Source organism: Streptomyces sp. M41(2017) (genome assembly GCF_002078175.1).
In the GTDB taxonomy this organism is placed as follows: domain Bacteria; phylum Actinomycetota; class Actinomycetes; order Streptomycetales; family Streptomycetaceae; genus Streptomyces.
This window is the reverse complement of record NZ_MWFK01000001.1, coordinates 2,122,377-2,135,254: the sequence shown is the minus strand read 5'-3', so window position 1 is coordinate 2,135,254 and position 12,878 is coordinate 2,122,377. Positions and strand designations below refer to the sequence as shown.

Here is a 12,878-nt window from a genome sequence, read left to right as displayed (position 1 = left end):
ACTTTTGGCCGTGCTCGTACCCGGGCCCGTAGCCGTAGCTGTCGCTGTGACCGTGAAGTCAGCGCAGCTCCTTAGGCGGCGTCCGGGCGTTGTCGACCTTGTCGACGCGCTCCAGTTCGCCCCAGACCACGTAGCGGTAGCGGGAGGTGTACACCGGCGTGCACGTGGTCAGCGTGATGTAGTGCCCCGGCTTCGTCTTCCCCGACTGCTTGGGCACCGCCTGGAGAACCTTGACGTTGTACTTCGAGGTCTCCGGGAGGATGCCGAAGACCTTGTACACGTACCACTTGTCCTTGGTCTCGAAGACGACCGCGTCGCCCTTCCTGACCTTGTCGATGTTGTGGAACTTCGCGCCGTGGCCGTCCCGGTGCGCGGCGAGCGTGAAGTTGCCGTCCTTGCCGGTCGTCGGGAGGGACGACTTGACGGGGTTCGTGTAGTAGCCGGCGACACCGTCGTTGAGGATGTTCGTCGACGTGCCCTTCTCGACGAGGACCTCGCCGTTCTTCATCGACGGGACGTGCAGGAAGCCGATGCCCGCCTTGGTGTCCAGGGCGCCCGGGCCGCCGGGTCCTCTGCCCTGCGCCCAGTCGTCGCGCACCTTGTCGCCCTGCTGGTGGGCCGCCCGGTCCGCGACGACGTTCGTCCACCACAGCGAGTAGACGACGAACAGTCCGAGCACCAGGCCCGTGGTGATCAGCAGTTCACCGAAGACGCTGACGATCATCGCGAACCATCCGATGCGCCGACGGTCCGTGGTCGCTTCACCGTCCGGTGGGGATCCGGCCTCCGCCGCGGCGCGCTCGTCGTGGTCGGTGCTCGCTGCCACTGTTCATCCGCCCCGTCTGGTTCTGTCCCGCTGGTTGTCTCGCGTACGTGTGCCGCGTGCACGCCCGCGCCCGCGTCCTGTGCGCACGCTAGGTGCGTTCATGCGTTTCGTACGTCCCCGCCCGCTGCCCGGCCGGCGCCGTCAGCCGACCAGCGCGTCCGGTTTTCCCTTGCTGCGTGGCCGGTCCTCGACCATCTTGCCCCAGACGATCATCCGGTACTTACTGGTGAACTCCGGTGTGCAGGTGGTCAGTGTGATGTAGCGGCCCGGTGCCGTGAACCCGGACCCCTTGGGGACCGGGTCGAGCACGCTGGTGTTGCTGGGACTCGTGACCGGAAGGATCGACGACATCTTGTAGACGTAGTAGTCGTCCTGCGTCTCGACCACGATCTCGTCGCCCGGCTGGAGCCGGTTGATGTAGCGGAACGGCTCCCCGTGGGTGTTGCGGTGCCCGGCGAGCGCGAAGTTGCCCGTCTTGGCGTCCGGCATCGCCGTCTTGAGAGCGCCCTCGCCGTAGTGGCCGACCATGCCGCGGTCGAGCACCTGCGTCTTGCTGATGCCTTCGGCGATCGGCGCGACGACGTCCAGCTTCGGGATGTGCAGGATGGCGAACCCCTGGCCGGGCGAGAACGTCCCGGGGTTCCGCTTGCCGTCCGCCCAGTCCTGCTGGAGGTGATGAGCGGCGCTGCCCGCCTGTTGGTGCGCCCGCACGTTCGACCACCACAGCTGGTACGTAACGAACAGCAGCATGAGTACACCGGTGGTGATGAACACCTCGCCGATCATCCGGCTCACGAGGACGCCCGCGCTGGGCTTGCGCGCCCGGGCGGCCCGGCGGGCCTCCATCCGGCTCCGAGGGGCCTCAGCGGCCCCCTGAGCGGACTCCTGGGGCTCCTGTGGCTCCTGGGCGCCACCGTGCCGTCCACGGCGCCTGGCCGCCTTACGACGGGCCGCGCGGCCGCCGGGTGCGGGGGTGCCCGCAGTCCCGGCCGCGCTTCCCTCGCCGGTGCCCGGCAGATCGGCCAGCCGCAACGCGACGGTCTCGTCGTCCAGGGGCAGCGCGGCGACCGCTTCCTCGTACGACGACGGAGGACGTGGGGCCGACGAGGCGCTCCGGGCGTTTTGCGGTGCCGGAGGCTGACCCGAGGACCACTGGAGTGCTGGGCCGTCCGGGCCGTACCCGGATGCTTGAGCCTGGCCCGGCGGCCGGGCGTGGCCCCGTCCTTGAGCCTGGCCGTGTCCTTGAGCCCGGCCTTGCGCCTGGCCCGGCAACGGATCCGTCAGCGGGTCGGCGAAGCCTGCGACCGTCGTCTCGAAGCCGCCCGCGCCGCCGAAGGCCCGGGTGTCCGCACCCTCGAACGCGTCGGCGCCCCCGTACGCGGCCTCGCCGCCGTAGGAGGAACTGTCGCGCTCGGGGCGCAGCGCGGTCACGCCGTGGCCCTGCCCACCACCGGGGCGAGCCCCGCCGACCTCGCCACGGCGACCTTGTCACCGCACTCGTTCAGCCAGTTGGCGAGCATCCGGTGGCCGTGCTCGGTGAGTACCGACTCGGGGTGGAACTGCACGCCCTCGACGGGAAGTTCACGGTGTCTGAGCCCCATCACGATGCCGTCGTGCGTACGGGCCGTGACCTCGAGCTCGTCCGGAACCGTCTCCGGCTCCGCCGCCAGCGAGTGGTAGCGGGTGGCCGTGAACGGCGACGGCAGTCCGGCGAAGACGCCCTTGCCGTGGTGCTCGACGAGCGAGGTCTTGCCGTGCAGCAGTTCGGGCGCCCGGTCGACGACCCCGCCGTACGCCACCTGCATCGACTGCATCCCGAGGCAGACGCCGAAGACGGGGACCCCGGTGGCGGCGCAGTGCCGGACCATGTCGACGCAGACGCCGGCCTGCTCGGGAGCGCCCGGCCCCGGGGACAGGAGAACGCCGTCGAAGCCGTCCTGTGCGTGCGCGGTCGACACCTCGTCGTTGCGCAGCACCTCGCACTCGGCGCCCAACTGGTACAGGTACTGGACCAGGTTGAAGACGAAGCTGTCGTAGTTGTCCACGACGAGGATGCGCGTGCTCACTGGTTGTCCACCGTCACATCATTGAAGGGCAGCAGCGGTTCGGCCCAGGGGAAGACGTACTGGAACAGCACGTAGACCACTGCCAGGACGAGCACGAGGGAGACCAGGGCCTTCACCCACACGGTCCCCGGCAGATGCCGCCAGATCCAGCCGTACATGCCGTCCCTTCCGTCGCCGTACGTCAACAGACTAACGGCGCAGAGCCCCCGGTTTCCCTGCCTCCACAGGCTGTGTGGAATCGAGGTGCGCCCAGACGATCAACCGGTGACTGTGACCCCACTCCGGATCGCACGTGGTCAGCGTGAGATAGCGCCCCGGCCGCGTGTACCCGGATTTACGTGGCACAGGGTCGATCACCTCAATGTCCGACGGCACGGTTTTGTAGGGGCCTTTGTCGATCCGATACGTGAACCAGGTCGTCCCGTCGGTGAGCACCACCGCGTCTCCGCGCCGCAGCCGCGGAAAGTCCTTGAAGGGATCGCCGTACGTGCGCCGGTGGCCGGCGACGGAGAAGTTGCCCTCCTGGCCGAGCTGGGCGGTGCCCCGGTAGTGGCCGAGCCCCTTCTTGAGGACGTCGGTGGCGGTGCCTTCGAGCACGGGCTTGTTCCACGTGAAACCAAGCCGGGGGATGTACATGACCGCGAAGGGCCCCCCGTACTTGTACGGGCCGGGCTCTTTCGGGGTCACGGCCCCGGCCTGAGTTCCCGAGGAACCGGCGGAGCCGGCGGGGGCCGGGGAGGCCGAGGGATCCCCGGTGGAGCCCGGTTTCGGGGTGACCGCGCCCTTCGCCCACTGTTTCTGCAGGACGTCGATCTGGTGGTCCATCGCGCTGTCGGCCTTCACGCCGGTCCAGAAGAGCACGTAGACCACGAAGAGCACGATCACACTGCCCACGGTGATGCACAGCTCACTGATGGTCCTGACGACCACTCGTACCGACACAAGGTCCCCCCGGCGGCAGCTCGCTCAACAGGCTTCGCCCACTGCTCCGCGACGGCGTGCGGTTACTCCACGGGCTTCGCGTAGTGGAGATCCACTGTGCCCGAGTAGCCGGGAAGAGTCACCGTCCCGTCCTCAGCGACTTTCCAGCCGAGCCCGTAGACGTTGACGTAGACCATGTAGTTCTGGATCGCCGGGGAAGCGGCGAGCGCGTCCTGCAGCTTCTTCGGGTCACCGATCGCGGTGATCTTGTACGGCGGCGAGTAGACGCGGCCCTGGAGGATCAGGGTGTTGCCCACGCAGCGCACGGCGCTCGTGGAGATCAGCCGCTGGTCCATGACCTTGATGCCCTCGGCTCCGCCCTGCCAGAGGGCGTTCACCACGGCCTGGAGGTCCTGCTGGTGGATGACGAGGTAGTCCGGCTGCGGTTCGGGATACCCGGGCAGCTTGGCCGTGGCGTTCGGCGGAGCGTCGTTGAGTGTGACCGTGACGGCCTTGCCCTTGAGCTTCTTGGTGCCGGCGTGCTGCTCCAGGGCGGCGAGCTTGGCGTCCTCGGCCTCACTGCTGCCGTCCTCACGGCCGGCGAGGGAGTCCACGTCGTCGCGCAGGGTGCCGTTGGACTCGTCCAGGGTGGCGTTCTTGTGACTGCGCTCCTGAATGAGGTCGGACAGCTTCAGCAGGGAGGTGTCCGTGCGAATGTTCGTGCCCTTGGCCGTGTCGAAGCTCGTGAAGAAGATGAGCCCGGCCAGGGCGAAGACGGCCGCCGTGAGTACGCGTACAGGCCGGAAACGGCGCTTTCCGGCAGGACTGGGACCCGTCCCGGGGGAGTCGGCAGAATTGCTCAACGTACCCTTATCTCCTTAGGCGCCGCGGAAGCACTACGCTAACGGACGCCCGGGGGAGCACTCAGTGTCCCCTTGTACGCTGCCCCGGAGCCCGCCCCAGTTCCCTGCGCGGCCACGCAGCGCATCGACAGGAGAGACCCTCGTGCCGAAGTCACGTATCCGCAAGAAGGCCGACTACACGCCGCCCCCGGCGAAGCAGGCGTCCACCATCAAGCTGACCAGCAACACCTGGGTCGCCCCGGTCATGCTGGCCATGTTCCTCATCGGCCTCGCCTGGATCGTCGTCTTCTACGTGACAGACGGATCCCTGCCGATCGACGCGCTCGACAACTGGAACATCGTGGTCGGTTTCGGCTTCATCGCTGCCGGGTTCGGTGTCTCCACGCAGTGGAAGTGACTGCTTCCACGCACAGGTGAGCAGTCGGGCACCAGCTCTGCCCACGGCTATCCACTGAGTTATCCACAGCAGTTGTCCACAGGTGGAAAAGAAAGACGATCTGTGGATAACTCATCAGCGGTTGACGCCGGTGTGACTGACCTACCGGGATCCGGAAACCTGTTCGCCCCCTGTCCGACCTGCGGAAACTCAGGTCAGTGACAGGGGGCACAGCTGTTCCCGCACAGCGTGCACAAGATCCGCCACGGTCTGTGGACAACATCACGCCTCACCTGAGCCGAGGGCGCCCTCAGGTGAGCTGAGCGGTCCTGAGCAGGGTCGTCCCCACGACGACCACCAGGAAGAGTGCGCACACCCCGTACTGGACGAGGTTCCTCCGCTCGCGCGGCGCGTGCACCATCGCGTATCCGACCACCACGCCGGCCACCAGACCGCCGATGTGCGCCTGCCAGGCGATACCGCTCCAGCCGAAGGTGAAGATCAGGTTGATCACCAGGAGGGCGATCACCGGTCGCATGTCGTAGTTGAGCCGGCGCATCAAAACGGCCGTGGCGCCGAACAGGCCGAAGATCGCGCCCGAGGCGCCGAGCGACGGCTGGTTGGGCGCGGCGAGCAGATAGCAGAGGGCACTGCCCGCCAGTCCCGAGATGAAGTAGAGGGCGAGATAGCGGGCGCGGCCCAGGGCCGCCTCCAGAGGCCCGCCGAGCCACCACAGGCTGAGCATGTTGAAGACGATGTGCATGAAGTTGCTGGGCTCGTGCAGGAACATCGAGGTCAGCATCCGGTACCACTGGCCCTCGGCCACGCCCTGAATCTCACCGTTGAGGAACGCGCGCCCGAAGAGGGTGAACCGTTCGGTGAAGGCATCCCCCACCGCGAGCTGCACGGCGAACAACGCCACGTTGAGCCCGATCAGTACCTTGGTCACGAGCCGTGGATCCCGCGCGACCGTGCCACCCGCGATGGTCCGGGGCTGTGTGGCCGTGGGCGCGTGGCCCGTGCCCGAGCCGCCGCGGATGCAATCGGGGCACTGGAATCCGACGGAGGCGCTGACCATGCATTCGGGGCAGATCGGACGCTCGCAGCGGGTGCAGCGCACACCTGTCTCACGGTCCGGGTGCCGGTAGCAGGTCGGCAGGTCGTGGGCTTCCTGCGATCCCTGGTCCCGCGGCCCCTGCGGGCTGCCGGGCGGCTGGTCCATGGGGTCCCCTCCATCTCCGTACGGCGGCTCGCACACGCTCACCACGGGTTCGTGCGCACAACGCGCCGCCCCGTCCATCCTTACGGATGAACGGGGCGTTTGGTTCCCCGCCTGCGCGGTCGAAGCCGGGGCTGTCCTGCTCCGGGCCCTCGCGCCTGACGGCTCGGGTTCGGCCGGCTCAGCCTTCGCGCGTCTCGACGACGACCGACTCGATGACGACGTCGTTGACCGGGCGATCTGTGCGCGGATTGGTCTGAGCGGCTGCGATGGTGTCCACGACCTTCTGGCTGGCCGCGTCCGTGATCTCGCCGAAGATCGTGTGCTTGCGCGTCAGCCAGGCCGTCGGGGAGACGGTGATGAAGAACTGCGAGCCGTTGGTGCCCGGGCCGGCGTTGGCCATGGCGAGCAGGTAGGGCTTGTTGAAGGACAGGTCCGGGTGGAACTCGTCCTCGAACTGGTAGCCGGGGCCACCGGTGCCGTTGCCGAGGGGGTCGCCGCCCTGGATCATGAAGCCGCTGATCACCCGGTGGAAGACCGTGCCGTCGTACAGCTTGTCGGTCGACTTCGCACCCGTCTCCGGGTTGACCCACTCACGCTCACCCTTGGCGAGCTCGACGAAGTTCCGGACCGTCTTGGGCGCGTGGTTCGGCAGGAGCCGGATCTCGATGTCGCCTTGGTTGGTCTTCAGGGTGGCGTAAAGCTGCTCGGCCACGATCTGCCTTCCGTTGCCTTCTTTTGACTGACCGATCCTCGCACGGACAGGGACCCCGGACGCCCGTCCGCCACCGTCGGGCGGGCATCCGCGCAACGGGCTTGGAGAAAACAGGCCGAGTACCTCCGGGACGGGGGCGAGGGGCGCCGATCCGTGGCATTGTCGACGACAAGCTCCCGTTGCCCGTATTTTTCCGCTATCTCATGTGATCGACACCTGACCGACCGAGGCGGGTCCGTCTCCCCGGGACTCAACCACCCGTGACCCGGATGCCCGTCCTCACATGCCCCGGCCCTGTCAGGCGGGCATGATCCCCGTAGGGGTGGAAAGGTGAACTGTGTGTCTTTGGGGGTACCCGAACCCCCGACGTACGCCACCGAGGAGGAGGAAACCCGTGACCCGCATCGACAGCGTGCGCGCCGCGACCGGCTCGGCGAAGGACAGCGTGCTGCACGCCGCGGAAGTGGTGGCGCCTTACGCCGACACCGCCAAGGACAGGGCTGCTTACTACGCGACCGAAGCACGCGTACGGCTGGCGCCGAAAGTGTCGCAGGCCGCCGAGCAGGCCCGCGTGCAGTACGACGCCCATCTCGCGCCGCGCATTGAGCAGGCCCGCACGCACGTTCCGCCGAAGGTCGACCAGGCTGCCCAGGAGGCAGCTGTACGCACCCGGAAGGCGGCCCGCCAGGCCGCCGTCTATTCCAAGCCGAAGATCGAGCAGGCGGTGGCAGCCGCCCAGCCCGTCGGCGAGGAGGCCGCGTCCCGTGGTGCGGCGGCCATCGCCGCGCTGCGCGGCCAGGTATCACCGAAGGAGATCCAGAAGCTGGTCCGCAAGCACGAGCGGCGGGCGAGGACCGGCCGTCTCGTTAAGGGACTGGCCGTACTGGGGATCCTGGCGGGCGGCGCTTTCGCCGCCTGGAAGTGGTGGGACAAGCAGGCCAACCCCGACTGGCTGGTCGAACCGCCGGCCGCGACCGAGGTTCCCGAGACCGGGCGCCTGACGTCGGTCGACGGCAGCGGCCAGTCCGACCTGGACCCCGAGGTCCAGATCAAGGAAGCACAGGAGGACGCGGCTGAGCGCGACGACCTGCGCTGAGCCCGACCGACTGACAACATCGCCGCGGGGCAGGAGACTTGAGGGTCTCCTGCCCCGCGGCGATGTTTCACGTGGAACACCCGCCGGGTCTCGCGCGGCTCCGTTTACCCGCCCCGATCCCGATGACGTTTGCAACGCTCTTCGTGTGCAGCATCCGTGGAGATGTTGTTGACGGGCTGCACCCACACGGCTACGCGACCGGTTGCACACCAGCTCACACAGGGGCTCGAACTCCGCCCACGCGACCGAGAGGTCGCCACCAGGGCCCGCACGGTCACGCCGAGCACCTCTCTCCCAGTCCATGTTTGCGCAAAGAAATGCAACGACTGCAAAGAGAACTGGCGTGACGCAGTTCACCGGCGGCCTTCTCTGACCCGGATCTCACCCGGAAGGCGCTTCACGACGCCCCGGCACGGGTCGGCGAAAGCCGGACATGCAAAGAACCGGCCAGTCGCCACTGAGGGCGTCTGGCCGGTCCGGGTTGTGGAGCCTAGGGGAGTCGAACCCCTGACATCTGCCATGCAAAGACAGCGCTCTACCAACTGAGCTAAGGCCCCGAAAAAGAAGCGTCCAGCCACAGGAACCACCTGCCGACGGGCGCCGCAGACCAGAGTACCGGGTCACCCCCGGGATCTCGCAAAAAGATTGGGGGTCCCCGTGGACGACCACTCTCCGTAAGATGCTCGACGTGGTTCGCGACAGCGAACCGCGGTACTTGGGGAAGCGATGGGGAGACGCAATGGACGCCGCACAGCAGGAAGCAACCGCGAGAGCCCGGGAGCTGCAGCGGAACTGGTACGGGGAGCCGCTGGGGGCGCTCTTCCGTAGGCTCATAGAGGACCTGGGCCTGAACCAGGCCCGCCTCGCCGGGGTGCTGGGCCTCTCCGCACCGATGCTGTCGCAGCTGATGAGCGGCCAGCGGGCCAAGATCGGCAATCCCGCGGTGGTCCAGCGCGTTCAGCTCCTGCAGGATCTGGCGGGCCAGGTCGCCGACGGCAGCGTCAGCGCCGCCGAGGCGACCGAGCGGATGGACGAGATCAAGAAGTCCCAGGGGGGATCGGTGCTCAGCAACACCACGCAGTCCACGACCAGTTCGGGCGCCCCGACGGTCAAGCGTGTGGTCCGTGAGATCCAGTCCCTGCTGCGGTCGGTCGCCGCCGCGGGGGACATCATCGACGCGGCGGACACCCTCGCCCCGACCCATCCGGAACTGGCAGAGTTCCTCCGGGTCTACGGCGCCGGCCGCACCTCGGACGCTGTCGCGCACTACCAGTCCCACCAGAACTGAGCAGGCCGCCCGGCCGCCGAACTTCCGGCCACCGAAGGCCCGCAGGACCTTCCAGCCGCCGCACGTCAGGCAGCCGGGCACCTCGGAAGAGGTCTCCGGAGCGACCGCCGAAGGGGAGCGACGCACGACCATGGGTGAGGTCTTCGCAGGCCGGTACGAACTGGTCGACCCGATCGGACGCGGGGGAGTCGGCGCCGTCTGGCGCGCCTGGGACCACCGGCGACGCCGCTATGTCGCCGCCAAGGTGCTCCAACAGAGCGACGCGCACGCCCTGTTGCGCTTCGTACGGGAGCAGGCCCTGCGGATCGATCATCCGCACGTGCTGGCTCCCGCGAGCTGGGCGGCCGACGACGACAAGGTCCTGTTCACCATGGACCTGGTCGCCGGAGGCTCCTTGGTGCACCTGGTCAACGACTACGGGCCGTTGCCTCCGGTCTTCGTCCGCACGCTGGTCGACCAACTCCTCGCGGGCCTCGCGGCCGTGCACGCGGAAGGGGTCGTGCACCGCGACATCAAGCCCGCCAACGTGCTCCTCGAAGCCACCGGCACCGCCCGGCCGCGGCTGCGGCTGTCCGACTTCGGCATCGCGATGCGGCTCGGTGAGCCCCGGCTCACCGAGACCAACTACGTGGTGGGGACGCCCGGTTACTTCGCTCCCGAACAGATGCTGGGATCCGAGCCCGACTTCCCCGCGGACCTGTTCGCCGTGGGCCTGGTCGCCCTCTACCTCCTGGAAGGCGCCAGGCCGGACGCCAAGGCGCTGATCGAGTACTTCGCCGAGCACGGCACACCGCCCGCCCCCCGGGGCATACCCGAGCCCTTGTGGCAGGTGGTGGCGACCCTCCTCCAACCGGATCCACAGGCCCGCTTCCGCACCGCCACCGGGGCGCGCAAGGCACTTGCCGCGGCCGCCGAACTGCTCCCGGAACCCGGGCCGGACGACGAACTCATCGAGGTGTTCGACCAACTCGGTCCGCTGCCGATGGGATTCGGACCGGAGGGGCCCTTCGGAAACGGGCCGACGTCGGCGACGCCGGACGGGAACGCGGCGGCCCTGTTCTCCCCCGGGCACCCGGACAGCACGGCGGCGCATCTCGGCCCCGGCTCGGACAACAGTCCCGGCGGCGGCGCGGACAGAGCGTCGGACAGGGTCCCTTCTCGCCCGGGTACCGGTACGGGCTCCCTGTGGGGTGACGACAGCGGCCTCCTGTCGGGTGCCCACACGGACGGCGACCCCGGCGCCGACCTCGGCACCGATGGCTCGTCCCCCGCAGACCCGGTCCCCCCAGCCGGAGTCGCCGCGGACGGGACCGCCGACGACGTCACCGACGAGGACGCGCCAAGCCTTCCGGAGTCCGGCGTCGGCAGTCCGGGGCGATCGGATCACGCTCCCTCCCCGCACTCCTCGATGTCCGACACCGGCAGCTTCCACTTGCCGCCGCCGAGGCCCACCGATATGGCCGACTCGACGCCACGACAGCAGGCAAACCCACAGGCTCTGCCCCGGCCGCAGGCCGAACCCCCTTACACACCCCCTCAGCCCCCGGCGCACGAGTCCGGAAGCGCGACCGAGACGCCCACTCCCCCCGCCTCGGTCCCGCTGCCACCGCTGTCGCCGCCGGCGGTCGTTCAGCCCGTTCCCCCGGGATCGGAGCCCACCCCGGCTCCGACTCCGCATACGTCGTTCCCCCACCGCCCCGAGCCTCCAGCCGCCGCCATGCAGCACCACGCGTACGCCCCTACTGCTTCATACACCGCTCGATCCGCCCAGGTTCCGCTTCCACAGGCCTCACTTCCGGCAGCGGCGGCGCCCGGGCACCGGGGAAGGCGGGCACGACCGCGTCCGGGACCGCCGGCGAAGATCGCGGTCCCGATGCTGGTCCTGGCACTGGCCTGCTTCGCGGTGGGGTTCTGGGCACTCAGTCAGATCTGAGGACGGACCCGGCTCGGACAGCCCGGGCACGGCGCCTTGCTCCTCTCCCCGCGGAGCGCGTCAGCCGACAGCTCTCCCCGCAGAGAGCGCGTCACCAGCTCCGTGGTGCGCCGTGGTCCCACGGCGCGGGCTCGGGTGCGGGCAGGGGAGCCGGAACGGTCTCCGCCTCCGCCGATACCGGCCAGGGAGCCCGTATCGGCCGCCGCCGTCGTGCGGCCACGGTCCATGCTCCGAGCGTCAGCACCAGCAGGCTCCCGAGACCGATGCCGCCCACCGCCAGCAGCTTCATGGTCGTGACGCGGCCCGCGCCGTTCCCCATGCCCGTCGAACCACCCGCCGTGCCGTCGGCGCCCACCGCCACGTCGAACACGTCATGCGGCAGGGGCCGCCCCGCGTAGGCAGGCCCTGACCGCGCCGCTCCGGCCACACGGACCCGCAGCGTCAGCCCGAGCGGGCCGTCGCCGAACCGGTCGGCGACCTGCGCGGCGAGATGGACCACGAGGTAGTAGGAGCCGGCGAACCGCATACCGCTCATGCGGTCGCTGAGCGCGTAGCGGTTCTCGTAGGCGACCGGAGGAACGGCGGCGAGCACGGCGGATCGCTGCCTGCCGTCGTATCCGGAGCCGACGTCGTCGACGAAGCCGCGGACCGGGTTGTAGAGGGACAGGGCGAGGGCGGTGCCGACGTAACCGTCGCCACCGCTCGAACTGCCCAGGTCGGCGGTGGCGGAGAACTGCTGCCCCCAGCCGACCGGAACCTTGTAGAACCGGGTCTGTCCGGGACTGATGCCGTCCCGCCAGACGCCCTGTCCGAGGGTGGTCGCGGTGCTGAAGCCGGCTCCGCCGTCGCGGTGCCGTGGAGTGCCCGCGAGGGCTTCGGGGGTCGCGGAGTCCCAGGTCTCCGGCGCGGTGGTGGAGCGCGCCTCCTTCAGACCCGGCTCCGACACGTAGCCGATCTCCAGGTCCCACACCCGCGAGGCCGAGCTCTTCGGATCCGCGGTCCCTCCCGGCGTAGCTCCCGGGGAGGCCTTCGAAGGGCCCGCGCCGCTGCGCTCGACGACCGCGTAGTACGTCCCGGCGGTCTGGCAGGCGTACTGCTTGCCTCCCGTCTCCCGCGCCGCCCATGCCGCGATGGGGTGCGGGCTCTGGGTGGCGCCGAAGTGGGCACTGCCGGAGGGGGAACAGTTGCGGCCGTTGCCGTCCTGCAGAGAGACCTTGAGCCCGTCCGAGTACGCGACCCTCGCACCGGCCCGGGGAACGGCCGTGGCGGACACGTACGCGGTGGACGCGGCGTCGAGTTCGAGACGGTAGTAGAGCCTGCCGCCCCGTCCGGAGGGCTCTATGGAGCTCTTGTAAGTGTGGCCCGCCTCAAGTCGCGCGGAGTCGGTGGTTCCCTCGGCACCCCGTACAACGGTGGCGGCCTCGGCGAAGGCGTACGGGCTCGGCGTCCCGTCCGCGGCCCAGCCGGCGGGGGTGAGCGCCCCGCACAGAGCGACGGCCGCCACGGCCGCGAAAACCCGGCCGTGCCACGTTCTCGCACGCCGGCTCTCCGTGCGCACCCCCATCACGCGCCACC

At 69.2% G+C, this 12,878-nt stretch carries 13 protein-coding genes and 1 tRNA gene; 4 read left to right on the top strand and 10 right to left on the bottom strand.

The genetic code is table 11. From position 1 onward, the window contains the following. Positions 1–58: 58 nt before the first annotated feature. The 6 genes from B0675_RS09365 to B0675_RS09345 all read right to left on the bottom strand — a co-directional run bounded on the left by B0675_RS09365 (position 59) and on the right by B0675_RS09345 (position 4,676). On the bottom strand, positions 59–724 hold the full coding sequence (locus tag B0675_RS09365) for a class E sortase (protein ID WP_107482769.1): 666 nt from the start codon (positions 722–724) through the stop codon (positions 59–61). 243 nt (positions 725–967) lie between these two features. After that, the gene (locus B0675_RS09360) at positions 968–2,257 is read right to left on the bottom strand and encodes a class E sortase (RefSeq protein WP_081218359.1); all 1,290 of its coding nucleotides are present in this window, start codon (positions 2,255–2,257) and stop codon (positions 968–970) included. After that, the gene (locus B0675_RS09355) at positions 2,254–2,892 is read right to left on the bottom strand and encodes an aminodeoxychorismate/anthranilate synthase component II (protein WP_081218358.1); all 639 of its coding nucleotides are present in this window, start codon (positions 2,890–2,892) and stop codon (positions 2,254–2,256) included. The genes B0675_RS09360 and B0675_RS09355 overlap by 4 nt, the downstream gene beginning before the upstream one ends. Then, positions 2,889–3,050 (bottom strand): hypothetical protein, encoded by a 162-nt coding sequence (locus B0675_RS40475; RefSeq protein ID WP_107482591.1) that lies wholly within the window; start codon positions 3,048–3,050, stop codon positions 2,889–2,891. The genes B0675_RS09355 and B0675_RS40475 overlap by 4 nt, the downstream gene beginning before the upstream one ends. A gap of 31 nt (positions 3,051–3,081) precedes the next feature. Next, positions 3,082–3,834, bottom strand: coding sequence for a class E sortase (locus tag B0675_RS09350; protein WP_081218357.1), 753 nt, complete (start codon positions 3,832–3,834; stop codon positions 3,082–3,084). A gap of 62 nt (positions 3,835–3,896) precedes the next feature. After that, positions 3,897–4,676, bottom strand: a complete 780-nt coding sequence (locus B0675_RS09345) for a DUF881 domain-containing protein (RefSeq protein ID WP_081218356.1) — start codon at positions 4,674–4,676, stop codon at positions 3,897–3,899. 142 nt (positions 4,677–4,818) lie between these two features. Between B0675_RS09345 and crgA the strand changes: the two genes are divergently transcribed. Continuing rightward, complete coding sequence (gene crgA / locus B0675_RS09340; RefSeq protein WP_081218355.1) at positions 4,819–5,073, top strand: cell division protein CrgA; 255 nt, start codon at positions 4,819–4,821, stop codon at positions 5,071–5,073. Between the two features lie 289 nt (positions 5,074–5,362). On the opposite strand, the gene B0675_RS09335 is transcribed toward crgA, so the two are convergent. Beyond that, positions 5,363–6,274 carry a rhomboid family intramembrane serine protease gene (locus B0675_RS09335; RefSeq protein WP_081218354.1) on the bottom strand — a complete coding sequence of 304 codons (912 nt, stop codon included), beginning with the start codon at positions 6,272–6,274 and terminating at the stop codon, positions 5,363–5,365. 178 nt (positions 6,275–6,452) lie between these two features. Then, positions 6,453–6,986: a peptidylprolyl isomerase gene (locus B0675_RS09330; protein ID WP_081218353.1), complete on the bottom strand. Its 534-nt coding sequence runs from the start codon at positions 6,984–6,986 to the stop codon at positions 6,453–6,455. 394 nt (positions 6,987–7,380) lie between these two features. Here B0675_RS09330 and B0675_RS09325 point away from each other — a divergent pair, with 394 nt between their 5' ends. Beyond that, positions 7,381–8,082: a DUF5324 family protein gene (locus B0675_RS09325; RefSeq protein WP_081218352.1), complete on the top strand. Its 702-nt coding sequence runs from the start codon at positions 7,381–7,383 to the stop codon at positions 8,080–8,082. 484 nt (positions 8,083–8,566) lie between these two features. On the opposite strand, the gene B0675_RS09320 is transcribed toward B0675_RS09325, so the two are convergent. Beyond that, a tRNA-Ala gene (locus tag B0675_RS09320) sits at positions 8,567–8,639 on the bottom strand. Positions 8,640–8,821: 182 nt separating this feature from the next. On the opposite strand from B0675_RS09320, the gene B0675_RS09315 reads away from it, so the two are divergent. Next, positions 8,822–9,370 carry a transcriptional regulator gene (locus B0675_RS09315; protein ID WP_037689714.1) on the top strand — a complete coding sequence of 183 codons (549 nt, stop codon included), beginning with the start codon at positions 8,822–8,824 and terminating at the stop codon, positions 9,368–9,370. 130 nt (positions 9,371–9,500) lie between these two features. After that, positions 9,501–11,303, top strand: coding sequence for a serine/threonine-protein kinase (locus B0675_RS09310; protein ID WP_081218351.1), 1,803 nt, complete (start codon positions 9,501–9,503; stop codon positions 11,301–11,303). A 91-nt stretch (positions 11,304–11,394) separates the two neighbouring features. Here B0675_RS09310 and B0675_RS09305 read toward each other — a convergent pair whose 3' ends face one another. Further along, positions 11,395–12,807 (bottom strand): hypothetical protein, encoded by a 1,413-nt coding sequence (locus B0675_RS09305; protein ID WP_241539737.1) that lies wholly within the window; start codon positions 12,805–12,807, stop codon positions 11,395–11,397. Positions 12,808–12,878: the final 71 nt, after the last annotated feature.

Coding starts and splice junctions, on each gene's coding strand:
- B0675_RS09365 (WP_107482769.1), bottom strand. CDS start 724: ATGATCGTCAGCGTCTTCGGTGAACTGCTGATCACCACGGGCCTGGTG.
- B0675_RS40475 (WP_107482591.1), bottom strand. CDS start 3,050: ATGTACGGCTGGATCTGGCGGCATCTGCCGGGGACCGTGTGGGTGAAG.
- B0675_RS09335 (WP_081218354.1), bottom strand. CDS start 6,274: ATGGACCAGCCGCCCGGCAGCCCGCAGGGGCCGCGGGACCAGGGATCG.
- B0675_RS09315 (WP_037689714.1), top strand. CDS start 8,822: ATGGACGCCGCACAGCAGGAAGCAACCGCGAGAGCCCGGGAGCTGCAG.
- B0675_RS09310 (WP_081218351.1), top strand. CDS start 9,501: ATGGGTGAGGTCTTCGCAGGCCGGTACGAACTGGTCGACCCGATCGGA.